The sequence below is a fragment of the Coprobacter secundus subsp. similis genome (genome assembly GCF_015097275.1).
Classification (GTDB): domain Bacteria; phylum Bacteroidota; class Bacteroidia; order Bacteroidales; family Coprobacteraceae; genus Coprobacter; species Coprobacter secundus.
The window spans coordinates 3110761-3133380 of record NZ_AP023322.1; the positions used below are offsets into that span (position 1 = coordinate 3110761).

Annotated in this window: 21 protein-coding genes and 2 tRNA genes; 12 read left to right on the forward strand and 11 right to left on the reverse strand. The window is 39.2% G+C overall.

The window, feature by feature from the left end; genetic code table 11:
- Positions 1-4: 4 nt before the first annotated feature.
- From Cop2CBH44_RS12420 to rsmH, 7 genes are read right to left on the reverse strand one after another with little or no spacing between them, the layout of a single operon-like run.
- Positions 5-1237, reverse strand: a complete 1233-nt coding sequence (locus Cop2CBH44_RS12420; RefSeq protein ID WP_021930833.1) for an FtsW/RodA/SpoVE family cell cycle protein — start codon at positions 1235-1237, stop codon at positions 5-7.
- A 14-nt stretch (positions 1238-1251) separates the two neighbouring features.
- Positions 1252-2589 (reverse strand): UDP-N-acetylmuramoyl-L-alanine--D-glutamate ligase, encoded by a 1338-nt coding sequence (gene murD, locus Cop2CBH44_RS12425; protein ID WP_200754929.1) that lies wholly within the window; start codon positions 2587-2589, stop codon positions 1252-1254.
- A gap of 30 nt (positions 2590-2619) precedes the next feature.
- Complete coding sequence (gene mraY, locus Cop2CBH44_RS12430; protein WP_021930831.1) at positions 2620-3879, reverse strand: phospho-N-acetylmuramoyl-pentapeptide-transferase; 1260 nt, start codon at positions 3877-3879, stop codon at positions 2620-2622.
- A gap of 33 nt (positions 3880-3912) precedes the next feature.
- Entirely contained in the window at positions 3913-5370 is a 1458-nt protein-coding gene (locus Cop2CBH44_RS12435) for a UDP-N-acetylmuramoyl-L-alanyl-D-glutamate--2,6-diaminopimelate ligase (RefSeq protein WP_200754930.1), read from the reverse strand.
- 50 nt (positions 5371-5420) lie between these two features.
- Positions 5421-7541 (reverse strand): penicillin-binding protein, encoded by a 2121-nt coding sequence (locus Cop2CBH44_RS12440; RefSeq protein WP_021930829.1) that lies wholly within the window; start codon positions 7539-7541, stop codon positions 5421-5423.
- A complete protein-coding gene (locus Cop2CBH44_RS12445; RefSeq protein ID WP_021930828.1) occupies positions 7538-7951 on the reverse strand; it encodes an FtsL-like putative cell division protein in 414 nt (137 codons plus the stop codon). The genes Cop2CBH44_RS12440 and Cop2CBH44_RS12445 overlap by 4 nt, the downstream gene beginning before the upstream one ends.
- Before the next feature lie 16 nt (positions 7952-7967).
- Positions 7968-8879, reverse strand: coding sequence for a 16S rRNA (cytosine(1402)-N(4))-methyltransferase RsmH (rsmH, locus tag Cop2CBH44_RS12450; protein ID WP_055097422.1), 912 nt, complete (start codon positions 8877-8879; stop codon positions 7968-7970).
- Positions 8880-9191: 312 nt separating this feature from the next.
- Here rsmH and glsA point away from each other — a divergent pair, with 312 nt between their 5' ends.
- The 4 genes from glsA to Cop2CBH44_RS12470 all read left to right on the forward strand — a co-directional run bounded on the left by glsA (position 9192) and on the right by Cop2CBH44_RS12470 (position 13438).
- Entirely contained in the window at positions 9192-10016 is an 825-nt protein-coding gene (gene glsA / locus Cop2CBH44_RS12455; protein ID WP_055097424.1) for a lyso-glycine lipid O-acyltransferase GlsA, read from the forward strand.
- A gap of 19 nt (positions 10017-10035) precedes the next feature.
- Entirely contained in the window at positions 10036-10983 is a 948-nt protein-coding gene (gene glsB / locus Cop2CBH44_RS12460) for a glycine N(alpha)-acyltransferase GlsB (RefSeq protein WP_021930825.1), read from the forward strand.
- A gap of 137 nt (positions 10984-11120) precedes the next feature.
- Positions 11121-12239 (forward strand): WG repeat-containing protein, encoded by a 1119-nt coding sequence (locus Cop2CBH44_RS12465; protein ID WP_200754931.1) that lies wholly within the window; start codon positions 11121-11123, stop codon positions 12237-12239.
- A gap of 11 nt (positions 12240-12250) precedes the next feature.
- Complete coding sequence (locus tag Cop2CBH44_RS12470) at positions 12251-13438, forward strand: WG repeat-containing protein (RefSeq protein WP_200754932.1); 1188 nt, start codon at positions 12251-12253, stop codon at positions 13436-13438.
- A gap of 10 nt (positions 13439-13448) precedes the next feature.
- Here Cop2CBH44_RS12470 and Cop2CBH44_RS12475 read toward each other — a convergent pair whose 3' ends face one another.
- From Cop2CBH44_RS12475 to recF, 3 genes are read right to left on the reverse strand one after another with little or no spacing between them, the layout of a single operon-like run.
- Positions 13449-13883 (reverse strand): acyl-CoA thioesterase, encoded by a 435-nt coding sequence (locus Cop2CBH44_RS12475; RefSeq protein ID WP_021930823.1) that lies wholly within the window; start codon positions 13881-13883, stop codon positions 13449-13451.
- Between the two features lie 13 nt (positions 13884-13896).
- Positions 13897-14187, reverse strand: a complete 291-nt coding sequence (locus Cop2CBH44_RS12480) for a DciA family protein (protein WP_021930822.1) — start codon at positions 14185-14187, stop codon at positions 13897-13899.
- On the reverse strand, positions 14184-15287 hold the full coding sequence (recF, locus tag Cop2CBH44_RS12485; protein WP_200754933.1) for a DNA replication/repair protein RecF: 1104 nt from the start codon (positions 15285-15287) through the stop codon (positions 14184-14186). The genes Cop2CBH44_RS12480 and recF overlap by 4 nt, the downstream gene beginning before the upstream one ends.
- A 207-nt stretch (positions 15288-15494) precedes the next feature.
- Between recF and Cop2CBH44_RS12490 the strand changes: the two genes are divergently transcribed.
- From Cop2CBH44_RS12490 to Cop2CBH44_RS12505, 4 genes are all read left to right on the forward strand, one after another.
- The gene (locus tag Cop2CBH44_RS12490) at positions 15495-16181 is read left to right on the forward strand and encodes a tetratricopeptide repeat protein (protein WP_021930820.1); all 687 of its coding nucleotides are present in this window, start codon (positions 15495-15497) and stop codon (positions 16179-16181) included.
- Positions 16182-16273: 92 nt separating this feature from the next.
- Positions 16274-16765 carry a 6,7-dimethyl-8-ribityllumazine synthase gene (gene ribH / locus Cop2CBH44_RS12495; protein WP_021930819.1) on the forward strand — a complete coding sequence of 164 codons (492 nt, stop codon included), beginning with the start codon at positions 16274-16276 and terminating at the stop codon, positions 16763-16765.
- 29 nt (positions 16766-16794) lie between these two features.
- Positions 16795-16877, forward strand: a tRNA-Tyr gene (locus Cop2CBH44_RS12500).
- Positions 16878-16884: 7 nt separating this feature from the next.
- A tRNA-Gly gene (locus Cop2CBH44_RS12505) sits at positions 16885-16957 on the forward strand.
- Positions 16958-16979: 22 nt separating this feature from the next.
- Here the strand turns inward: Cop2CBH44_RS12505 and Cop2CBH44_RS12510 are convergent.
- Positions 16980-17918, reverse strand: a complete 939-nt coding sequence (locus Cop2CBH44_RS12510; RefSeq protein ID WP_055097439.1) for an endonuclease/exonuclease/phosphatase family protein — start codon at positions 17916-17918, stop codon at positions 16980-16982.
- Positions 17919-18251: 333 nt separating this feature from the next.
- On the opposite strand from Cop2CBH44_RS12510, the gene mnmA reads away from it, so the two are divergent.
- Genes mnmA through xseB form a run of 4 tightly spaced genes read left to right on the forward strand, consistent with a single transcriptional unit; the run spans position 18252 to position 22555 of the window.
- Positions 18252-19361 (forward strand): tRNA 2-thiouridine(34) synthase MnmA, encoded by a 1110-nt coding sequence (gene mnmA, locus Cop2CBH44_RS12515; protein WP_200754934.1) that lies wholly within the window; start codon positions 18252-18254, stop codon positions 19359-19361.
- A gap of 4 nt (positions 19362-19365) precedes the next feature.
- Entirely contained in the window at positions 19366-20970 is a 1605-nt protein-coding gene (locus tag Cop2CBH44_RS12520) for a S8 family peptidase (protein WP_021930816.1), read from the forward strand.
- Positions 20971-20973: 3 nt separating this feature from the next.
- Complete coding sequence (xseA, locus tag Cop2CBH44_RS12525) at positions 20974-22344, forward strand: exodeoxyribonuclease VII large subunit (protein ID WP_021930815.1); 1371 nt, start codon at positions 20974-20976, stop codon at positions 22342-22344.
- 7 nt (positions 22345-22351) lie between these two features.
- The gene (xseB, locus tag Cop2CBH44_RS12530) at positions 22352-22555 is read left to right on the forward strand and encodes an exodeoxyribonuclease VII small subunit (RefSeq protein WP_021930814.1); all 204 of its coding nucleotides are present in this window, start codon (positions 22352-22354) and stop codon (positions 22553-22555) included.
- The last annotated feature ends 65 nt before the right edge of the window (positions 22556-22620 follow it).

The window sequence follows — 22620 nt, forward strand, 5'->3', positions numbered from 1 at the left end:
TATTTTACATCATATTGGGATTGGGAGCCGAAAGATCTTCTGGGATTTCGGTTACAGTCCCGGTTAATTTTTTCTCTTCTTCAATACCTTCGATTGTTGCATATCTGCTGATACTTAGCATAATGCCGAAGTAAAGACATGTAATGATGGTGGAAGTCCCGCCTCGGCTGATAAGTGGTAGTGGTTGCCCGGTAACAGGAATCAACCCCACAGCGACAGCCATATTTATAATTGCCTGAAATACAATCATTAAAGCAATTCCTAATATGAGAAATGCTGGAAATGCCCGAGTACATTTTTTCGCTATCATGCCTGCTCGTATCAGTAAAGAGATATACAGGAACATAACAAATATGCCACCAATGTATCCCATTTCCTCAATTATAATTGCATAAATAAAGTCGGAATAAGCTTGTGGCAGGAAATCACGTTCCCGGCTGTTTCCCCAGAATTTACCGAAAACTCCACCGTTGGCGATGGCCATACGGGCATGATGTACCTGATAATTTCCATCTACGGTTTTGACTTCATATTCGGGTATTTCACTGCCGTGAAAGAACTGGTCGACACGGTTTTCCCAAGTGGTCACACGATCAAAGAGTGTCCATTCCTTAGGTAAATGAGGTACGAGGAGATATGTAAGTACTCCCACAAGAACGATGATTCCTACCATGCCGAAAAGTTTTTTCAGTTCTACGCGACCTATAAGCATCATACAGAATATGACAGATGCTAGAAGAAATGCTGTTGAAAAGTTTTCCGGAAAAATCAACAGGCAGAATACTCCGGCTGTGCAAGAAATAATTGTGAATGTGTTTTTTTCTACACCGTTTGGCCGTTGTTTGTTAGCCAGAATGAAAGCTGTGAATATTACCATTCCTAATTTGGCAAACTCAGATGGTTGAAGGGATATTCCGAAAAAGGAAATCCACCGTTTGGCATCGTTTACGACTTGTCCGGCAACTAAGGCATAAATAAGCAAGATGAAAGAAATCAGCAAGAGGAGCAGACCTACTCCCTTGAACCATTTATAATGGATATTTTGTATAATGAGCACACCTATTGTTCCGCAAAACAGAAATAATGCATGTCTTACAGTGGGTGCAAAATAATCCTGTATCTTGTAAGTCAGGGTGCTCGATGCACTATATATCTCCAAAATGGAAATAATGCAAAGGACAAAATAAATACCCCAAATATATTTATCTCCTTTGGGGATAGATTTGATTCCTTCCATATCTATTGTTGAGTTTATAAGTTCTTAACGCATTCTTTGAACTGAGTACCTCGGTCTTCGTAACTTTTGAATAAGTCGAAACTGGCGCAGCAAGGAGATAGTAATACGGTATCACCCGGTTGAGCCACGGCAAAAGCTTTATCGACGGCTTCTTTCATGGATGAGGCATCTTGTATTGTATCTACTTTTCCGTCAAAAAAAGCATGAAGTTTGCTATTATCGACTCCCAGACAAATGATAGCTTTTACTTTATCGTGTACCAGTGATTCTATTTCGGTATAATCGTTACCTTTATCTTTCCCTCCTAAAATCAGGACCACTTTGGTTCTCATACTTTCTAATGCATACCAGCAGGAGTTTACATTGGTCGCTTTTGAGTCATTGATGAATTCTACTCCCCGGATACGTGCAACTTTTTCAAGCCGGTGTTCCACTCCCTGGAAATCACTCAATGCTGCGCGGATGTCTTCTTTCTTTATGTCCAGGACATTGGCCGAAATGCTGGCAGCCATTGAGTTGAACAGGTTGTGCCTGCCTTGTAATGCGAGTTCCTGGTCAGTTATAGAAAAAGTGGTATCTGGAGCCTCTATAATGATATCATGATCTTTTTTATAAGCCTTGACTCCATCTTCGTGGGTTTCCGCAAACGGGAATAGCTTTGCTTTGAGATGATGGGCTTTCAATTCTTTTGATATGACTGGATCGTCATTCCAATAAATGAATACATCGTCTTCCGTTTGGTTCTGAGTGATACGGAATTTTGCATCTATATAGTTTTGCATATTGTATCCATATCGGTCAAGGTGGTCGGGGGTTATGTTCAGTAAAATGGCAATATTGGCTTTAAAATTGTACATGTTATCAAGTTGAAAACTGCTCAACTCTATGACATAGTAATCGTAATTTTGTGTCGCTACCTGGTAAGCAAGGCTCTGCCCTACGTTTCCGGCAAGCCCTACATTGAGCCCGGCGTTTTTGAGTATATGGTAAGTCAGTAATGTTGTCGTTGTTTTGCCGTTACTGCCGGTTATGCATATCATTTTGGCATGCGTGTATCGTCCGGCAAATTCTATTTCTGAAATGACAGGGATATTCCGTTCCCGTAAAGCCTCTATTATAGGGGCGTTTTCGGGTATTCCGGGACTTTTTATTACTTCATCGGCGTTGAGTATCAGTTCTTGTGTGTGATGCCCTTCTTCCCAAACGATATTATACTGATTGAGAAGGTTTTTATATTTGTCTTTGATAAGCGACATATCTGACACAAAGACGTCGAATCCTTTTACCTTGGCCAGTACGGCAGCACCTGCACCGCTTTCTCCAGCTCCTAAAACAACAATTCGTTTACTCATTTTTTCTTATCTTAAAAAACGTTGTTTTTATTATCGCATTTTTAATGTTACGATAGTGATTACAGCCAATATAATGCCTACAATCCAAAATCGCACTACAATTTTAGATTCGGGAATAGCTCGGAAGGGCCGTTGTATAATGGCATCTATTCCCGAATTTCCTTGTTTTTGAAAATGGTGATGTAAGGGAGCCATTTTGAAAAACCGTCTGCCTTCTCCGTATTTTTTCTTGGTAAATTTGAAGTAGGCTACTTGTATCATTACCGAAAGGTCCTCTACCAAGAAAATGGCGCAAAGAACCGGAATTAATAATTCTTTGTGTATCAGTATGGCAAATACAGCGATTATACCACCTAACGTAAGACTTCCGGTATCACCCATGAACACTTGTGCTGGGAATGCATTGTACCATAGGAACCCGATTGTCGCTCCGATAAAAGCGCTTGCGAATACGACAAGCTCCTCTGTCCCGGGAATATACATAATATTCAAGTATGACGCATAGGCAATATGTCCTGAGAGGTAGGCCAAAATGCCAAGTGTAACTCCGATTATGGCAGAGCTTCCGGTAGCTAATCCGTCGAGTCCATCTGTAAGATTTGCTCCGTTGGAGACTGCTGTTACAATGAAAATAGTTACTAATATGAAAATTATCCATCCGGCTATTTGAGCATTTTCTCCTAAAAATGGAACCAAATCAGCATAGTCAAAATTGTTATTTTTTAAAAATGGAATGGTGGTCTGTGTGGATTTTATATTTTCGGGCATGTATTTTATAACCTCTTCGTTATTGGTATTTTTGGCATATACATTTTCTCGAATTACAACATCGGGACTTAAATATAAGGTTAGCCCTACGATTAATCCTAAGCCGACTTGTCCGATGATTTTGAAGCGCCCGTGCAGCCCTTCTTTATCTTTTTTGAATACTTTTATATAATCGTCGAGGAATCCGATAGCACCCAGCCATACCGTTGTGATGAGCATTAAAAGCATATATATATTTTCGAGGCGACCAAATAGAAGGCATGGTATGATTATGGCAATGATAATGATAATTCCACCCATAGTTGGGGTTCCTTTTTTACTCATCTGCCCTTCTAATCCGAGGTCTCTGACTATTTCTCCAATTTGCATGTATTGGAGTTTATCGATAATTTTTTTCCCGATAATCGTAGATATAAACAGCGAAAAGATAAGTGCCATTCCTGAACGGAAAGAAATATATTTGAACATCCCCGCTCCGGGAAAGTCTAATTGGTCAAGGTAATGGAACAAATAGTATAACATATTCGTATATATTTTTATTTTTTTACATCGATATTACATTTCTCCCCGAAAAATTTTTTCTACTTCTTCTTTATCGTCAAAATGGTGTTTCACACCTTTTATCTCTTGGTAGTCTTCATGTCCTTTTCCGGCAATTAAAATGACATCTCCGGGTTGTGCAAACTGAGTTGCGGTACGTATGGCTTCTCGCCGGTCTGCAATGGAAAGAACTTTTTTCCTTTGAATAGAATCCAATCCGGCTAACATATCGTTCAGTATATCTCCGGGTTCTTCAAAGCGGGGATTGTCAGATGTCAATATTACTTTGTCACTGGCATTTACGGCTTCTTGGGCCATAAGAGGGCGCTTTCCTTTATCTCGGTTTCCTCCTGCTCCTACTACAGTAATGATATGACCTTTGTCTCCAATAACTTCCTTGATGGACCCGAGTACGTTGTTTAATGCGTCGGGAGTGTGAGCATAGTCTATGATAGCTGTATATTTTTCAGGGGCATGTAATGTTTGAAAACGTCCGGCAACCGGAACCAGCAGACTCATTTTTACAAGGATGTCCTCGACATCTTTTCCTAAAAGGCAGGCAGCACCATAAACAGCCAGTAAATTGTAGGCATTGAATTTTCCCACAAATTGTACTTCTACTTCTCGCCCGTTTAGTTCGAGTGTAGTACCGTCGAGACGACTTTCGATAATGCGTCCTTTAAAATCTGCCAATGTGCGTAGAGAATATGTATGTTTTTGGGCTCGGGTATTTTGTAGCATGACCAGCCCTGATTTGTCATCCAGATTGACGAGGGCAAAGGCCTCTTTTTTCAGATCATCAAAAAACATCTTTTTTGCTTTCAAATAGGCATCTACTGTTTTGTGATAATCCAGATGGTCGCGAGTCAGATTTGTAAAAATGGCACCATCAAAGTCGAGTCCAGCGATTCTTTTCTGATGGGCAGAGTGAGAGCTTACTTCCATAAAAGCATAGGTACACCCTGCATCTACCATTTCTCTCAATAATTTGTGCAGGCTGAGGGGGTCGGGTGTCGTGTGTGTCGCTGGTATGGCAAGGGTGTCGATATAGTTGCATACAGTAGACAGTAACCCGACTTTTTCACCGAAAAGACGGAACAATTCATATAGTAAAGTAGCCGTTGTCGTTTTACCGTTAGTACCGGTTACACCGACCAATGTCAGTTCTTTTGATGGCTTTCCATACCAGGCCGAGGCCAATCGCCCTAATGCTTCGGCACTGTCATTCGTCTGAATATAAACAACTTTGTCTGATATTTTTTGTGGCAAGCTTTCACATACGATTGCAGTTGCTCCTTGTTCTATTGCCTTATCGATAAATTCATGTCCGTCGACCGATGTACCTTTTACGGCAATAAAAAGATATTTGTCTTTGATATTTCGGGAATCGGAATCTATACCTTCTATATTTATGTCAGGTTTACCATAAATTTGTTTTACGGTAATGTGTTGTACTAATCTTTCTAATGTCATTCCTATATTCATTTATTATATAAAACCAGAATATCTCCGGTGTGAATTTTTTATTTTAAAACTATTGCAATCGTCTGCCCTTTGACAATGTTACGTCCTGGAGGAATGGATTGGCTTATTACTCGCCCTTTTCCTGAAAAAGAGACTTTCAATCCTGTTTGCTCCAGTAAATATATGGCATCCCGAGCTCCCATACCCATAACATCTGGTGCGGTTTTCGGTTCTATCGATAGTCCTTTTAGGAGGACTTTATGAGTGTCGTCACTGACTTTTGTCCAGCTCTCGTCTCGGACGAAATCTTCGTAAGAGAGATTCATTTTATCGCAGGCGAAGACCGTTTGCTTGAAATTACCATTTTTGATACGGGGCAAATGGCTGTGAACAGTGTCCGGTTGGTTGGGGGTAATGGCGGATTGTATTCCTTGGGCATAAATCTGCTCAGCGATGTTTTTTACTACTCCACCAGACATCGTTCCTCCGGAAGGATAACCGATACGGGGGGCTGTTATTACTACGATTGCCGAATATTGGGGATTATCTGCAGGAAAATATCCGCAAAACGATACACGATGTTTTTTCCCGGCACCGCGATATCCGGCGCTTCCTTGAGCTATTTGCGCCGTACCTGTTTTCCCTGCAATTTTTATATAGTCAGAAAGCACGGCTTTAGCTGTACCTTTCGTTACGACGTCTTCCAGCATTTGTTGGATAATCGACAATGTTGCAGGTTTGCATATTTGCGGGTTTATAATTTCAGTACTCATCTTTTGTAAGCTTACCCCGTCTTTGCATATTTCTTTTACGAAGATGGGTTTTATCATTTTTCCTCCATTAGCGATGGCATTATAAAACATTAGGGTATAAATAGGAGGAATCTGGGTTTCGTATCCGAATGACATCCACGGCAGAGATGTCATGGACCAGTTTTTCCGGTCTTTTATCGGATGTTTGATGATTGGATGCCCCTCTCCCGGTATGTTTAATTTTACCGTTTTGTTCAGACCTATGGCATACAGACCGTCAACGAAATCTTGCGGCCTTTTCCCGAATCCGTTGAGGATGATTTTAGCTACACCTATGTTTGAAGAATACCAGATTGATTGAGCTGCGGTTATTACATGGTAACCTCCTTTGTGTGCATTATGGTCGGTCATTCGTGAGCCTGCATACATAAATATTCCGTTCCCAGTATCTACCGGATCGTCGGGTCTGACAACACCTGCATCTAATGCGACCATCATGGATGCGACTTTGAACGTTGATCCCGGCTCCAATTCGTCAGCGACGGCATGATTCCTTGTTTCTGCATAGACTCCGGCATAATTTTTACCTATATTGGTAATTGCTTTTACCTCTCCGGTTTTTACATCCATAACCACAGCAGTGCCAGATTCTGCGTCTGTTTTTGTTAACATCTCAATAAGGGATTTCTCGGTAATATCCTGGATGTTGATATCGATGGTCGTATGGATATCTAATCCATTGATAGGTTCTTTATTGGCTATATTTACCCATCTGCCTCGTATTTTTTGTTTGGTGCAAGAGCCCGGTTTCCCTCTTAAGAGAGAGTCATAGGCCAATTCGATGCCATTTTTCCCACCCTTTTCATATTCACCGTATATGTCACCGATTGTCCGGGAAGCTAATGAACCGAAAGGTTTGATTCTTCTTACCATGCGTTTGGTATAAAAACCGCTTTTATTAGGACTCATTCTTAGGAATGGGAAAGTCTTTATTTCTTTCATGTCGGTATATGAAACTCTTTTTCTGCAAATCGGATATTGGCGGCTTCCTTTTCTATATCCGTTCAACAAATGTTTTTCATACCCGAGAGGGGAACGGTCTCCGAGTTTTTTGGATAGGGCCTCACTCAGAGGTTTGATGTATTTCATCAATGTGTCTTTCTTCAACCCGTCGGCTTTAAAATCGATATACAGATAATATTGGGGTATGCTGCTTGCCATCAGGCGACCGTCGGCCGCGTATATATTCCCTCGATTGGGATAGAGAGTAACATTTTCGATTTTTAGGGAGTCGGCTTTCTTCTGCCATTCCTCTCTTTCGACGAAAATAGTCCGTCCGGCACGTGTCAATATTGCTATACAGACAATAAGAATGCATATGATGATAATAGAATAACGGAGCAATATGTTACCTTTATCTGCTGTCATTTATCTGTCGCTTTTTTTATCAATTTAAATGGTGGCTGTTTCGATTCTTCTAAAGAAATTCCTTTGGATTCTATCAGTGCTTGTACTTGTGATTGGCGACTGCTGCCCATTAATTCAGAAGACAAGGTTAGAGCTTCGTACCGGATATCTGTCAATTGCTTTTCCAAACTGCCTATTTCGGCTATTTTTTGCTGGCAGGTATATCTGTTACTTATATAAATGAGCACAAGAATCATAAATACGGCAATGCTTCTCCATCTATTTATAAGGACTTCATTTGAAATACCTCGTCCTTTGAAAATATCGGTCATGGCTTTATATAAAATTTTTATATAATGCATAAACGTTTTTTTCTCTTCTGGCGCATCATTATTTATTGTCTCTTTATTATTTGTTGTCTCTTCTTCCATATGTCGAAACTGATAGTTATATTTTTTCTGCTATTCTGAGCTTTGCACTTCTGGAACGAGGATTTTTTTCTATTTCCTCTTCCGTGGGGGTGATTACTTTATTATTGATTTGTTTTAACGGAGTATTTATCCGTCCATAAAAATCGGTTTCTATTTTTCCTTCAAAGTTTCCGGTTTTAAAATAATTTTTTACTATTCGGTCTTCGAGAGAGTGATAGGTAAGAACGACAAGTCTTCCCCTTGGTTTCAGTAATTCTGTCGACTGTATTAGCAATCGTTTCAAACTATCCATTTCGTGATTTACTTCGATGCGTAGAGCTTGAAATAGTTGAGCCAGTTCTTTTTTTTCCTGTTTTCGGTTGATGAATGGCTGTATAATTTCTAAAAGCTCATGAGTTTCGGTTATCTTTCTGTTGTTTCGAGCCTTGACTATGGCAGATGCGATTTTTCGTGAAGATTTTAACTCTCCGTAGAGATAAAAAATATCTGAGAGTTGTTCCTCATTGTAGTTATTGATTACGTCGGCTGCCGATTCTCCCCCTCGATTGTTCATCCGCATGTCAAGTTTCCCATCGAAACGGAATGAAAATCCCCTTTGAGCATCGTCAAAATGATGAAAAGAAACTCCTAAGTCTGCTAATAGGCCGTCGATTTCTTGTACATTATGATAACGCATAAAGTTTTTCAGAAATCGAAAGTTACTTCTTATAAAAGTAAATCTGGAATCTTTGATAATATTTTTTTCGGCATCTTTATCCTGGTCAAATGCATAGAGATGCCCTGATGCATTGAGCTGTGTCAGGATAGCATTGGAGTGACCACCGCCACCGAATGTAACATCAACATATGTCCCGGAAGGAGAAATGTGTAGTCCGTCTATGCATTCATTGAGCAAAGCAGGTATGTGATATATAGGATTTTGCGTCATTTTCACCTAAAAATAAAACTATCTCGGATTTAGCAGGTAAAGTTAGAAATAATTCTTTTATCTGTCTTTACGAAAAGAGCGATTTTTTATGTAAAAGTTATCAACAGTTAGTTTTTGATAATTAAGGATTTCGCAATGTTTATTTTCTGTAAAGATTTAAAAAAAAGGCGATATGAAAAATGGTATAAAAAGTCGTTGAAAAGAGGCAAATCGATAATAATTTCCGAAAAAAAGAACAGAATTGTGTAATACTGGCATTTTTCTAAAAAAAATAATGTACTTTTGTGCACTTTCTTTTTGTATAAAGGTCAAATGGATAAAGAATTACCGCTACAATTAGACATTGAGCGAATTATAAAGACGAAAGCCCCGGGGCTGGGGAAAAAACTCCCTGGGTTCGCTTACCGTTTTCTTGAAAAGACAATTTGCCAGGAGCGCATGAATTACATCTTACGTACTTATAACGGAGATGAAGGTGTGGACTTTGCAAATTCATTACTTCATGAATTAAATGTAACCGTCAACCTTGTCGGCACAGAAAATATCCCGGAAAAGGGACGTTTTACATTTGCCTCTAATCATCCTTTAGGAGGCCTCGACGGTATAAGTTTAGTTTCTGTTTTAGGAAGCAAGTATAATTCTAAAATAAAATTTCTGGTCAACGATTTATTGATGAATGTGAAGCCCTTAGCTCCTGTTTTTCTGCCTATTAATAAGTATGGAGGACAGGCAAAGGACTCGGCCGAAGAGATACGAAAGGCTTATGAGTCAGATGATCAGATTTTAGTATTTCCTGCCGGATTGTGTTCGCGGTTGCAGCCGGGAGGAGTACAAGATTTAGAGTGGAAGAAAACATTCATCGCAAAAACGATTCAATATCAACGGGATGTGGTTCCGGTATATTTTGATGGTCTTAACTCAAAATTCTTTTATCGTTTTGCAAGAATTCGGAAAATGTTAGGGCTGAAATTCAATATTGAGTTGATATATTTACCCAGCGAAATGTTTAAAAGTGAAAATAAAACGTTTACTATATATTTTGGTAAACCGATACCTTGGCAGACATTCGACCGGACCAAGACTTTGGGACAGTGGGCTACGGAGGTAAAAAAACAGGTTTACGATTTAAAAAAATGATAGAAAAATTATCAGTATTATGGAAGAGATAATAGCACCGGTGGATAAAAAACTGATAAAGGCAGAACTTACTCCGGAACGTTTTATGCGCCAAACGCGTAAGGCAAACAATGAAATTTATATCGTTAATTGTTATAATGCTCCCAATGTTTTGAAAGAAATAGGGCGTTTACGTGAAATTGCATTCCGTTATGCGGGAGGTGGTACGGGAAAGCCGTGTGATATTGATGAGTATGATACTATGGAGGAGCCGTGCCAGCAGCTCATTGTCTGGAATCCTGAGGCTGAGGAGATATTGGGTGGATATCGTTTTATTTTGGGGGAGAATGTCAAATATGACTCTCTCGGAAGGCCGATAATTGCAACCTCCCATATGTTTGATTTTTCTAAAAAATTTATAGAGGAATATATGCCTTATACTCTTGAACTCGGACGTTCGTTCGTAACTTTGGAGTATCAGTCATCCCGGGCGGGAACAAAGGGCTTATATGTTTTAGATAATCTTTGGGACGGATTGGGAGCTCTGACCGTAGATTACCCGCAGATAGAATATTTTTTCGGAAAGGTAACTATGTATCCGAGCTACTCAACACGTGGACGGGATATGATTCTCTATTTTTTGAATAAACATTTCCCTGATAAGGAAAAGTTGGTATGGCCGCGTACTCCTTTACAGACTACTACAGATGTTAAGGAAATGGAGAAGCTTTTCCCCTCTGATGATTTTAAGGAAAATTATAGGATATTGAATCAAGAGGTTCGGGCTTTGGGATATAATATTCCTCCGTTGGTAAATGCATATATGGGATTGTCTCCTATGATGAAAATGTTTGGGACGGCAATCAATGATGAGTTTGGTGATGTAGAGGAATCGGGCATATTGATTGCGGTAAATGAAATTTTGGAAGAAAAGAGAAATAGACATATTGAGACTTATGATAAAGTAGGTACAATCAAGCTTGTATAGCATTTTTATAAAGGAAAGAGTTTTGTGAGCGGAGGGTAAAAATGTATTACTCTCCGTTTTTGTGTTGAAAAAAGATGTATCTTTGTATAGGCAGGTGATATGTATAATATTTTATTTTCTCATAAATAATAAGTCCTATGGTTGTTCTTGGAAAAAAAAGTTTTTTATCTTTATTTTTGCTGATAGTGTTCGGAGCTTTTTCTTGTGGAGATAAAGGTAAAAGTCGCATCGATTCTGTTTCGTTGGTACCTGTATGGGCAGAAGATACATGCCGTTATATCAACGATAATGACGAATCAGTTTTTGGGGGAAAGTATTCGGAAAGTTCTCTTTTTAGGGAAAATCTGGCACTTGTACAGACACAGGGTCGAGAACAGGAATATGGGTATATTGATGAAGACGGGGAGTTTGTTATAGCGCCTCTTTACAAACGAGCTACGGTATTTAGCGAAGGCCTTGCATGGGTCGTTAAGCAGGGGGAGGCTCCGTGTGCCATCAATAAGAAAGGTGAGTTGAAGTTTACTCTCCGTGAGGCAGAGAATGTATTATGTTTCAGTGAGGGTATGGCGGCCTATTCTATAAAAGAGCCCAAAGGCTCTTTTTGGGGATTTGTAAATCGTAATGGGGAAACAATTATTGATACTCATTTTAAGAATGCCGGAAGTTTTTCTTTTGGGAAAGCTGCAGTAATGAATGAAAAAGGTAAATGGGGATATATCGATAAAACAGGAGAGGTGATTATCGATTATATGTTTGATAAAGTGAAGCCTTTTTATCGGGAAGATCGGGCAATTGTCTGTGTGAATGGATTATGGGGAGTAATTAATGAAAAAGGTGAGGGTGTTGTAGCTCCCGAATACAGTCATATGCGTGCGGACGGGAAATGGCTTTTGATAGAAAAGAACAAAAAATGGGGATGGTGCAATGAAGATGGTTCTATAGTTATAGAGCCTCGTTTTGAGAAAGGTTTTAATTTTTATGATGCACCGTTGGCTCCTGTACGGATAGATGGGAAATGGGCCTATATTAACAGAAAGGGAAAAATCAAGATAAAACGTCAGTTTGATATGGCGTTGCCTTTTGTAGGGAAACAGGCTGTTGTGTGGACCAGTACTCGTATAGGCTTTATAAATGAGGATGGACGTTATGTAATAAATCCTCAATATGATAAAATCAGTAGGGATTATATTTCTAATGCATTGGATGGTCAATCATATTATGTCATAGTGGATACAGACCATTCTTACCATCGGTAAATATGAAAATTATGATGGATTTTATAACCCGAAGTTTGATTTTGGGATACTTTTGTATTCTTTGGGGTTGTACAGGTGAAAAGAATCGGATAGAGCTGTATCCTGTGCAGACTGGAGAATATTGGCAATATATTGATGCAGATGGAAATGTTGCCATTGATAAAAATTTTTGTTCTGCATCTTTGTTCAGAGAGGGCCTTGCGGTCGTATCCATAGAAGAAGGGAATAACACATATTATGGCTATATTGATAGGGAAGGTGATTTTGTGATACCTGCCCGATACAGCCAGGCGACGTGCTTTAATGAAGGTTTGGCATGGGTGGTTCTTCCGGGGGATGTACCTCAAGCGATTAATACGTCAGGAGAAGTTGAGATAGTTTTGGACAGTGCTTTTTCTGTAAGTACTTTTTTTGATGAGATGGCCCTTTTTTCAGTTATAAAAAATCGAAATGCTCCACTTTTCGGGTATATCAATAAAAAAGGAGAAATTATAGTTATACCCCAATATATTGATGCCGATTTGTTTTCTCATGGTTTGGCTGCTGTGCGTACGGTGGAAGGGAAGTGGGGATTTATAGATTGTTCGGGAGCGATGGTTATCCCTGCTTTATTTGAGAAAGATTTTAATAGGGTAGATTATAATAACCCATATGAATCGGGGAATCTGAGGTTTGACTCTAACCAAAGGGCGATTGTCCAAGTTGGAGGAAAATGCGGGCTGATAGGTCGTGACGGGAAATATGTCGTTACTCCTCGTTTTGATGCAATGTCTGTAGATGGTAATAATTATATGATTCGGCAAGGAAAGAAGTGGGGTTGGTGTGATGAAGATGGTCGCGTAATTATTGATGCCGTATATGATGCTGTACGGCCGTTTAATGGGTTTGCATTGGCTCCTGTTCTACTGAACGGAAAGTGGGGCTTTATCGATAAAAAGGGTAAAATGAAGATAATGCCTCAATATGAAAATTCTGTATCCTTTACCGGGAAAGTAGCGGTTGTTCAGAGTGATAATAAGATTGGGTTTGTCAACGGACAGGGAGAGCTACATGTACCTTTGTGTTTTGATGATATAAATGATGATGTGTATTGCCTGCCTTACGGATATTCGTCGTATTTGTATGTGCAAAACGAACGGTTGGCAAACTCAATATCGGAAACATCTGTTTATGGAGAGTCTCAAAGTATCGATAATTGATAGAGTGAGCCTATTTACGGCTCAGGTCTCTACCTTCGTATTGACTTATACATTTTCTCCAGTTTTCAGAGATTTCTTTAGCAGTAGATAGTTTGACGTCGAACCCGACCATGATAGTACTGCATTCAGCTTTTATTTCGTTTGTTTGGGTGTTGATAATTTGTTGTAAAACCCGCATACTCTTATTGCCTATTTCTGCGACGGTGGTTTGTACGGCGATGGTATCTTTAAAAAATACCGGAGAGAAGAAGTCTGCGTGTATATTAGCAATGACGATATCTGCATCTTTCCAGTCGATTTCTTTTCCTTTTACCGTTTCGAAGTAAGAGGCTTTTCCCAAATCGTAAAAAGAAAAATATACAGAATTGTTGAGATGCCCTAAGGCATCGATATCATTGAATCTTATTTGTAGGGGGACGATATGTCTAAATTTTGGAGTTTCCATTTTATAATTGTTTTTATTTAAAGATTATGTCAGTAATAACTTCCGTGCCTATGTATTTGTTCAAACGTTGTATCAGCATATTTCGACACATGCTCAATTCGTTACGAAGTACTGCAGATGATAGTTGCACATATAATATGCGATTGTGTATATAGAGTTTTGTCGTATAGCGGGCGACAGAATCGCCGAGAAGACTATTCCAAGACTTTATGAGTTTCGTTTCGTTTAACTTTACATCGAGATTTTGGTCTTTTAATAGCTGGGAAATTATTTCACCGATAGATTGAGCTTCTTGTTTTTTCATAAAGCATCCTCCTTGTTTCGAGTTATATTTCCGTTATTGACATTATACAAATGATAACTGTTTCCTGTCTGTTTGATAATTTCGTCGAGATATTTCCGGTTAGTATCTGTAATGAATATTTGGCCAAAACGCTCCCCTGAGACGAGTTTTATGATTCTTTCTACTCGGTGGGCATCTAACTTGTCGAAGATATCATCGAGAAGAAGTATAGGAGTTGTGCCGTTTTTATTTAGGAAATCAAACTGAGCAAGTTTAAGAGCTACTAAAAACGTTTTGTTTTGTCCTTGTGACCCAATTCGTTTCATAGGATATTCGCCTAACCTCATCTCCAAATCATCCCGATGAATACCCCGGGTAGTATAACCTAAAATACGGTCTCTGTCTCTGACTGACGCGAGTTGCTTTGATAGGTCACCTTGCGCAATGTCGGATGTATATTCTAATTTTACTTCTTCACTACCGATGGAAATATAATTGTAAAATTCTTGAAAAACGGGGATAAACTCTTGTAAGAAGGCCTTGCGTGAGTTATAGATTGACAAGCCATATAGAGCCATTTGTTCTTCCCAGATTTCGTATAGCGATGCTTCGGTAACTTCGTCTTTCAGTAAGGCATTGCGTTGGGCCAAAGCTTTATTATACCGGATAAGTGTGTTTAGGTAATCTTTATCGAATTGAGAAATTACCAAATCGAGGAATTTCCGTCGTTCGTCACTCCCGCCTCTTATAAGTTCGGAATCGGCCGGTGAGACCAATACCAAGGGCACGAATCCAATATGGTCAGACAAGCGGCTGTATTCTTTCTTATTTCGTTTGAACTGTTTTTTTTGTTTTCGTTTCAACCCGCAGTATAGTTCTTCAGGCACTCCGTCTCTGTCATAATATCCTTGCAGCATGAAAAAGTTCTCTTCATGTTTGATATTTTGCGAATCGATGACATTCGTACTGCTTTTACAGAATGAGAGGTAGTATACTGCATCGAGAAGATTTGTTTTGCCCATTCCATTATTACCTAAAAAACAGTTGATACCCGATGATAATTCCAAATCGGCTTGCGCAATATTTTTGAAGTTTAGAATAGAAAGGCGATTCAATATCATTTTTAATAAAATTTATTGTTGCAAACGTACATAAAGTTTTTTACTTTTTGAGTTTCCAATATGTGAAAACAGGCTAAAAACGAGATATTAAGGTAGCAGATATAAAAAAGTAGGGCGGAAATTTTATTTATATACAGAAATAAATTACTTTTGTCAACCAATTAAACCTTTATACTTACAGTTTTATAGAAATAAATAAAAAGAAATATGTCACACGAAAAGAAAGAATTAGACGAGTTGGATAAAGTAAACGCCGCTCTTAGCAGTTCAGAACAATTTATACAACAGTATCAGAAACCTATTTTATTGGGACTTTTAGCTATTGTTATTATTGTATCGGCAATTATCGGTGTTCGTCATTTTTATGTTTTGCCTCGCGAAAATAAAGCTCAGGCAGAAATGTATAAAGGAGTATTTTATTTCGAAAAAGATTCATTCCAATTGGCATTACAAGGAAATGGAGCCGATTTTATTGGTTTTAAGGCAATAGCAGATGAATATAGTTCTACCAAAGCCGGAAATTTGGCTGCTGCATATTCAGGGTTGAGTTTATATAATCTGGGTAAATATGATGAGGCTATTACTTATTTGAAAAATTTTGATGCTGATGAAGAGTTTATCTCTCCGGCAATTATCGGTACAATAGGAGATTGCTATGTGAATATGGATAAATATGAAGAAGGTGTCGGATATTTTGAAAGAGCAGCGAAGAAAGCCGATAATGATATGCTAAGCCCTATTTATCTGAAAAAAGCAGCAACTGTTTATGAAAAGTTGGGAAATAAGAAAAAGGCATTGGAAATGTACCAGAAAATAAAAGATTCTTATCCAAAATCAATGTCAAATCAGGATATAGAGAAGTATATCGTTCGTGACGAAGAGGCAGGAAAATAAAATTGAATTTTTAAAATAAGTACAAAAAAGCTACCTTTGCCAAGGTGGCTTTTTTATTGAGTTAAAATTAAATTATTATAGATACAATTTTTATGGCAACAGCTTATCAAAATCTGTCTTCTTATGATCCGGCTTCGGTTCCCGATGCATCGGATATGCGTGTAGCAATCGTGTGTGCAGAATGGAATGCAAATGTGACTGAAAAGCTGCTTGAAGGAGCATGTGATGCATTGGAAAAAAATGGTGTGAAAAGTGAAAATATTTTGGTCGCACGGGTTCCCGGGACATTTGAACTGACATTTGGCGCTCAACAGATGGCTGAGACATATGAGCCTGATGCCGTAATCGTGTTAGGTTGTGTTGTCCGGGGTGATACGCCACATTTTGATTATGTATGCCAGGGAGTGACGATTGGCATTACAAAATTGAATACAATGTTTGGTATTCCCTTTATATTTGGGGTGTTAACTACCGATACGATGCAACAATCTCTTGATAGAGCCGGAGGTGTTCATGGTAACAAAGGAGTCGAAGCAGCAATTACTGCAATAAAAATGCACGATTTTGTTTGCAAGTTAAAATAAAATTTCTACCTTTGCTCCGCATTTGGGACGGGCGAATACCAGAGTGGCCAAATGGGGCAGACTGTAAATCTGCTGTCTTACGACTTCGGTGGTTCGAATCCATCTTCGCCCACATTTTTGCGGGAATAGCTCAGTTGATAGAGCATTAGCCTTCCAAGCTGAGGGTCGCGGGTTTGAGTCCCGTTTCCCGCTCTGATAAGCGCACTAATAGTTGTTAGTGCGCTTTCTTTTTATTATTTTTTGCTATATCGATAAGAACTTTGACCGGATAATGGTCGGAGGGTACACGTATTTCATATTGTTTTAAAGAAACTTCTTTGGGAAAATTTCCAGATTTTAGATTTTTATTACTTTCTGCTACCGGAACGCGATATGTATCAGTCAATACACTGTATGATTTTACTTTTACAGGTGTTGTTACAAAAATATGATCTATTCGGCTTTCAGTGAATAGAGTAGGGTTGAAGTCATTAAATGTTCCGTTCGGAGCGTAACGTATGTCTGCTACTTCGTGAGAATCATTTAGTAGATTAGAGTTGTGCAGTAGTTTGTAACTGTCGCTATGCTGGTCTACATTAAAATCACCGGTGAGGATAACGATATCGTCATCGCACATTTCTTTTACCTTTTTCAATATAAGTTTGGCACTTTCTTTTCGAGCTTCTATTCCTATATGATCCATATGTAAATTGAAAAACCAAAAGTGCTTTTTGCTTTTTATTTCTTGAAATTTTCCCCATGTGCAAATCCTTGGCAAGGACGCATCCCAACCTTTATTGGGGCGGTCGGTGATTTCGGATAACCAGAAATTCCCATTTTCTAATAGTTTCAAACGACTTTTTCTGTAAAATATAGCCGCATATTCTCCTTGGGTTTTACCATCATCTCGGGCTACACCGATATAGTTGTACTCGGGTAGACCTTTTAGTAAGTCATTTAGTTGACTATTAAGAACTTCTTGGGTCCCTATGATGTCAAAAAAATTGGTACGTATCAATCCACAGATGTAGGGTAGGCGTTGGTCCCATCCGTTGCCGTTGGAGGTATCCCAGTCATTTTTGTTTCTTAGGTTGTAGCTGCCAATGGTAAGAGTCTGGGCACACAAAGAACCAGTACAATAGAGCAAAAGAAAAATTATAAATTTAGTTTTCATGATAAATAAAAATATTAGATATTTATTTCAATAGGTAGTCATAAGGTTGATTTCATTTTTTTTGATAAAGTAATTTAGTCTGTTTTCTGACTTTTTTTCCGGTCTTTATCCTTGATTCTGTTTGTCGCACTGCTTATTGTTTCCTTCTCCAATTTAAGAATTATCCTTGAGAGGATTTCTCAAAATAGTTTTTATAAATTTAGGAAAAGTCCTGAAGATAAATCAAAAATAAAGAATTAATTTCATAGTGTAGGCCTGTTTTTGAAATTTCGTCGATTAGAATAAAGTTCTTACATTTGTATGGAAGGTAATGGATTATACAAAGGCGAAACAATGAATGAGAGTAAAGGTCTGGATAAGAGAGTTTTAGTGGGAATGAGCGGAGGTGTCGATAGCTCGGCAGTGTGCATGTTGCTGCAGGAGCAAGGATATGATGTTGTGGGGGTCACACTACGCATGTGGGATTTACCCAAGCATTTTCCACACTCGGGACAAATGGAGCCTGTCCATGTTTTAGAGGCGCGGACTTTGGCCGAAAAATTGGGAATAGAACATCATTCAATGGATGTCAGATCGGATTTTAGACAGACTGTCATTCAGGATTTTATCGAAGAATATATGCAGGGGCGTACTCCCAATCCTTGTGTTATGTGCAATTTATATTTTAAATGGAGGTATCTTCTTGAAGCGGCCGATCGTTATGGGTGTAAATGGGTTGCAACGGGTCATTACGCCCGTATTGGGAAGGAGAACGATATGTTTTATCTATTAAAAGGTATCGACCCGTTGAAAGATCAGTCTTATTTTCTGTGGAGATTGGGACAGAAAGAATTGTCTCGTACGTTGTTTCCTTTAGGAGAAATGAAGAAAGAAGACATAAAAAAATATGTATTGTCGAAAGGTTTCAAAGAGAAAGTCGAAAAAAAAGAAAGTATGGAGGTTTGCTTCATAGAAGATGATTATAGGGAATTTTTGAAACAGGAGGTTCCGGAATTGCCGGAAAAAGTCAATGGAGGTTTTTTTGTCGATAAGGAGGGTCGAAAAATAGGTCGTCATAAAGGTTTTCCTTTTTATACTGTCGGCCAGAGAAAGGGTTTGGAAATAGCTTTGGGACATCCGGCATATGTTATTAAAATAAATGCGCGGAAGAATACAATTCGCTTGGGGGATAAGAGTGAGCTGTTGGCGAAAGAGATGTTGGTTAGGGATGTTCTTCTTCCGATTCCGCTGTCTCCGGAAGAAGAAATATCAGTACGTATCCGTTACCGCAGTGCTGCTCTTCCTGCAACTTTGCGTTCTGTCGTAGAAGGACGGGCTATTGTCCGTTTTTGTGATGAAGCTTCGGCAGTGACCCCCGGGCAATCGGCCGTGTTTTATAGAGGAGACAGGGTATTGGGTGGAAGTATAATTGATGACCAGCGGTATTTGAAAAAGTATATATAGGTCGATGAGGTATATATGTATCATAGGTCTTCTGTTTTGTCTGGTTTTTGGTTACGGTCAGGAGCAGTATAAGTTCAGGGTTTGGCTTACTGATAAGAAAGATACGGCTTTTTCTTTGGAAAAGCCGGAAAGAATTCTTTCATCTAAGGCTTTAGCAAGAAGAGCGAGGTATGGTATTCCTATCGATTCGACAGATTTGCCTGTCAGCCGCCGGTATGTGGAACAGCTGAAAATGGCAGGATTCCCTGTGATTACACGGTCGAAGTGGCTGAATACTGTAGTTGTTTCAGTATCGGACAGTAGCCGGTTGGATGCTCTGCGGGAATTCCCTTTTGTTCGTGAAATTGAACTGGTATGGGAAAATACGGCTGTAGGAGGAGATTTTTTTGTTGATACGACGGTTCCAATCAAAAAAGAGAAAGGCATGTCGTCTCCATACGGAGCAGCTTTGTGGCAAATATCTCATCTTGAAGGAGATAGATTGCATTCTGCAGGTTTTAGAGGTAAAGGTATTACGATAGCCGTAATAGATGCGGGATTTTTGAATGTCGATAGAAATCCGGGAATTGATAAAAGCAGGATTTTGGGAACTCGTGATTTTGTGGAATCGAATTCTGATATATACAGTGTACATAATCATGGAGCTTTGGTTTTGTCGGCTATGCTTGGAGAGATTGAGAATGTTTTTTGCGGTACGGCACCGGAGGCTGATTATTGGCTTTTAAGGTCTGAGGATAGTAATTCGGAGTATCCTGTCGAAGAAGATTATTGGGCTGCTGCTGCGGAGTTTGCTGATAGCGTGGGTGTCGATGTCATTAATAGTTCGTTAGGGTATTTTGAATTTGACGATCCGTTGCTGAATCATTCTTATAAAGATTTTAACGGAGAGTCGGCGTTTATTTCTAAAGCTGCTAAAAAGGCAGTAGAGAAAGGGATGATTGTCGTTAATAGTGCCGGTAATGAGGGAAGACGTCCATGGCGTAAAATAATATTTCCTTCTGATGTGTATGGCGTATTGGCCGTAGGCGCTATAGATGGAGAAGATGTTTCCAGTGATTTTACCGGTCATGGCTATACGAAAAATGATACGGTAAAACCGGATATTGTGGCATTAGGGACACAAACGGCGCTTTTGGGAGTGGGTGGTGAAGTTGTGAAAGCAGACGGGACATCATTTTCTGCTCCGGTTGTGGCAGGATTGACCGCTTGTTTGAGACAAGCGTTACCGCATCTGTCTAACAAAGAAATTGTTGAACGGATACGAAAGAGTGCCACCTTATATAACCGACCGGATACTTTGCTGGGATATGGTCTGCCTCGTTTTTATGAAGTGTATGCTCGGGAGTCTGCCTTATTGTCTCAGGAACATCCGGGGGAAAAAATTTGTGTAGTTTCGGCTCCGGAGGAGATATTATTGTTAAGAGATTTACCGTATTCGTCTCATCCTTACACGATTGATATATATTCTGCTTATGGAGAGCAATTGCATCGCTATTTCCATGAGAGTGGAGAGCAAGTAATTCCATTGCAATCATTGCCTTCGGGATTATATTTTATTTTGGTAATGGGTGATAACTTTAGGAAAATACAAAAAATGATAAAGAAATGATATATGCCTCAGAATGAATTGTCTTTATATGAACTGAATAACTTATTACGACATGTTGTAAATAAGAGTTTTCCCGACCGTTATTGGGTACGGGCCGAATTGAGTGAGGTTAGAGAGAATTTGTCATCCGGGCATTGTTATTTGGAGTTTGTCGAGAAATCGTCTTCCGGACAGATAATAGCTAAAGCTAAGGGGATGATTTGGTCTACTACTTATCGATTGTTAAAACCCTATTTTGAGGGAGAGACAGGACAGGCTTTTTCCTCCGGAATAAAAATTTTAGTTGAAGTCAGCATGGACTTTCATGAGTTATACGGATATAGCCTTACTGTGCATGATATCGACCCGTCTTATACGTTGGGTGATATGGCTCGTCGCCGGGCCGAGATATTACGACAACTCGAGGATGAAGGCGTGCTGGATATGAATAAAGAATTGGAATGGGACATGCTACCTCAGCGTATTGCCATCATATCTTCTCCTACTGCTGCCGGTTATGGAGACTTTATGAACCAGTTACATCACAATCGGAACGGTTATTGCTTTTATACCTCCTTGTTTCATGCCATTATGCAGGGAGAGCAGGCAGAAGAATCTGTTATTGCTGCATTGGAAAGAATTTATGAATGTGCCGATTGTTTTGACGGGGTAGTCATTATTAGGGGGGGGGGAGCTACTTCGGATTTGAGTTGTTTTGACAGTTATAACTTGGCTTTACATATAACCCAGTTTCCGTTACCTGTTATTACCGGTATCGGTCATGACCGGGATGATACGGTGATAGACAGTGTTGCAAATGTCAGAGTAAAGACGCCTACTGCTGCGGCTGAATGGTTGATTGATAGGATGGAAATGGCCGATGTATGCAGGCAGAAACTTCGTGATTCGATTGTTTTATTTGCTGGGCAAAAAATGGACAATGAAAAACATAATATTCAGAATATGGCTCGATGGCTTCCTTTGCTGGCGGAGAGGATATTGGCCGGAGAGCGTACTCATTGTCTGCAAATACAGCATGACTTGCAGAATAGTGCAGGTAAGTGTATAGAAAATGGCAGTCGTTATCTTCAATCTTTGGCAGCTCAGTTTCCGTTGCTTTCGGAAAGGATTTTAACCGGAAAATTTGCTCAATTGGAGCGGTTGACCATTTCGTTGAAAATGCAATTGCCGAGGTATGTGAAAGATGAGCAGAACAAGTTGAGTATGATTGAAAAAACGGTCGAACTGGTTTCTCCGGAAAGATTGTTGGAAAAAGGGTATACGTTGACTTTGAAAAATGGAAAAATTGTTAAATCGACTCAAGAAGTTACTTCAGGCGATGAGCTGTGTACATACTTTGCTGATGGAAAAGTAAAATCAAAAGTAATAAAATGATATAATTATGGCAGAAAAGAAAAAACAAACCTATGCAGAGGCAATAGCTGAATTAGAAGCCATTGTTTCTAAACTTCAAAATAATGAGTGTGAAATCGATAAGTTGAAAAGTTATACTACACGTTCATTGACTTTGTTACGTTTTTGTAAAGAAAAACTTTTTGAGACGGATAAAGAGGTCAAGAAGATATTGGAGGAGCTTGGAGATTAGAGTTTTTGTATCTTTCATCCAAAGAGACTCTTTTTACCTTGCAGTGATAGTAAATCAAAAAAAAA

Bases quoted from the DNA above. Each gene is read 5' to 3' on its own strand.
- glsA (WP_055097424.1), top strand. From the start codon at position 9,192: ATGGATAAAGAATTACCGCTACAATTAGACATTGAGCGAATTATAAAG.
- murD (WP_200754929.1), bottom strand. From the start codon at position 2,589: ATGAGTAAACGAATTGTTGTTTTAGGAGCTGGAGAAAGCGGTGCAGGT.
- Cop2CBH44_RS12435 (WP_200754930.1), bottom strand. From the start codon at position 5,370: ATGACATTAGAAAGATTAGTACAACACATTACCGTAAAACAAATTTAT.
- rsmH (WP_055097422.1), bottom strand. From the start codon at position 8,879: ATGACGCAAAATCCTATATATCACATACCTGCTTTGCTCAATGAATGC.
- Cop2CBH44_RS12445 (WP_021930828.1), bottom strand. From the start codon at position 7,951: ATGGAAGAAGAGACAACAAATAATAAAGAGACAATAAATAATGATGCG.
- xseA (WP_021930815.1), top strand. From the start codon at position 20,974: ATGCCTCAGAATGAATTGTCTTTATATGAACTGAATAACTTATTACGA.
- Cop2CBH44_RS12475 (WP_021930823.1), bottom strand. From the start codon at position 13,883: ATGGAAACTCCAAAATTTAGACATATCGTCCCCCTACAAATAAGATTC.
- Cop2CBH44_RS12440 (WP_021930829.1), bottom strand. From the start codon at position 7,541: ATGACAGCAGATAAAGGTAACATATTGCTCCGTTATTCTATTATCATC.
- Cop2CBH44_RS12480 (WP_021930822.1), bottom strand. From the start codon at position 14,187: ATGAAAAAACAAGAAGCTCAATCTATCGGTGAAATAATTTCCCAGCTA.
- Cop2CBH44_RS12465 (WP_200754931.1), top strand. From the start codon at position 11,121: ATGGTTGTTCTTGGAAAAAAAAGTTTTTTATCTTTATTTTTGCTGATA.
- Cop2CBH44_RS12510 (WP_055097439.1), bottom strand. From the start codon at position 17,918: ATGAAAACTAAATTTATAATTTTTCTTTTGCTCTATTGTACTGGTTCT.
- ribH (WP_021930819.1), top strand. From the start codon at position 16,274: ATGGCAACAGCTTATCAAAATCTGTCTTCTTATGATCCGGCTTCGGTT.
- mraY (WP_021930831.1), bottom strand. From the start codon at position 3,879: ATGTTATACTATTTGTTCCATTACCTTGACCAATTAGACTTTCCCGGA.
- Cop2CBH44_RS12520 (WP_021930816.1), top strand. From the start codon at position 19,366: ATGAGGTATATATGTATCATAGGTCTTCTGTTTTGTCTGGTTTTTGGT.
- glsB (WP_021930825.1), top strand. From the start codon at position 10,036: ATGGAAGAGATAATAGCACCGGTGGATAAAAAACTGATAAAGGCAGAA.
- mnmA (WP_200754934.1), top strand. From the start codon at position 18,252: ATGAATGAGAGTAAAGGTCTGGATAAGAGAGTTTTAGTGGGAATGAGC.
- Cop2CBH44_RS12470 (WP_200754932.1), top strand. From the start codon at position 12,251: ATGATGGATTTTATAACCCGAAGTTTGATTTTGGGATACTTTTGTATT.
- Cop2CBH44_RS12420 (WP_021930833.1), bottom strand. From the start codon at position 1,237: ATGGAAGGAATCAAATCTATCCCCAAAGGAGATAAATATATTTGGGGT.
- Cop2CBH44_RS12490 (WP_021930820.1), top strand. From the start codon at position 15,495: ATGTCACACGAAAAGAAAGAATTAGACGAGTTGGATAAAGTAAACGCC.
- xseB (WP_021930814.1), top strand. From the start codon at position 22,352: ATGGCAGAAAAGAAAAAACAAACCTATGCAGAGGCAATAGCTGAATTA.
- recF (WP_200754933.1), bottom strand. From the start codon at position 15,287: ATGATATTGAATCGCCTTTCTATTCTAAACTTCAAAAATATTGCGCAA.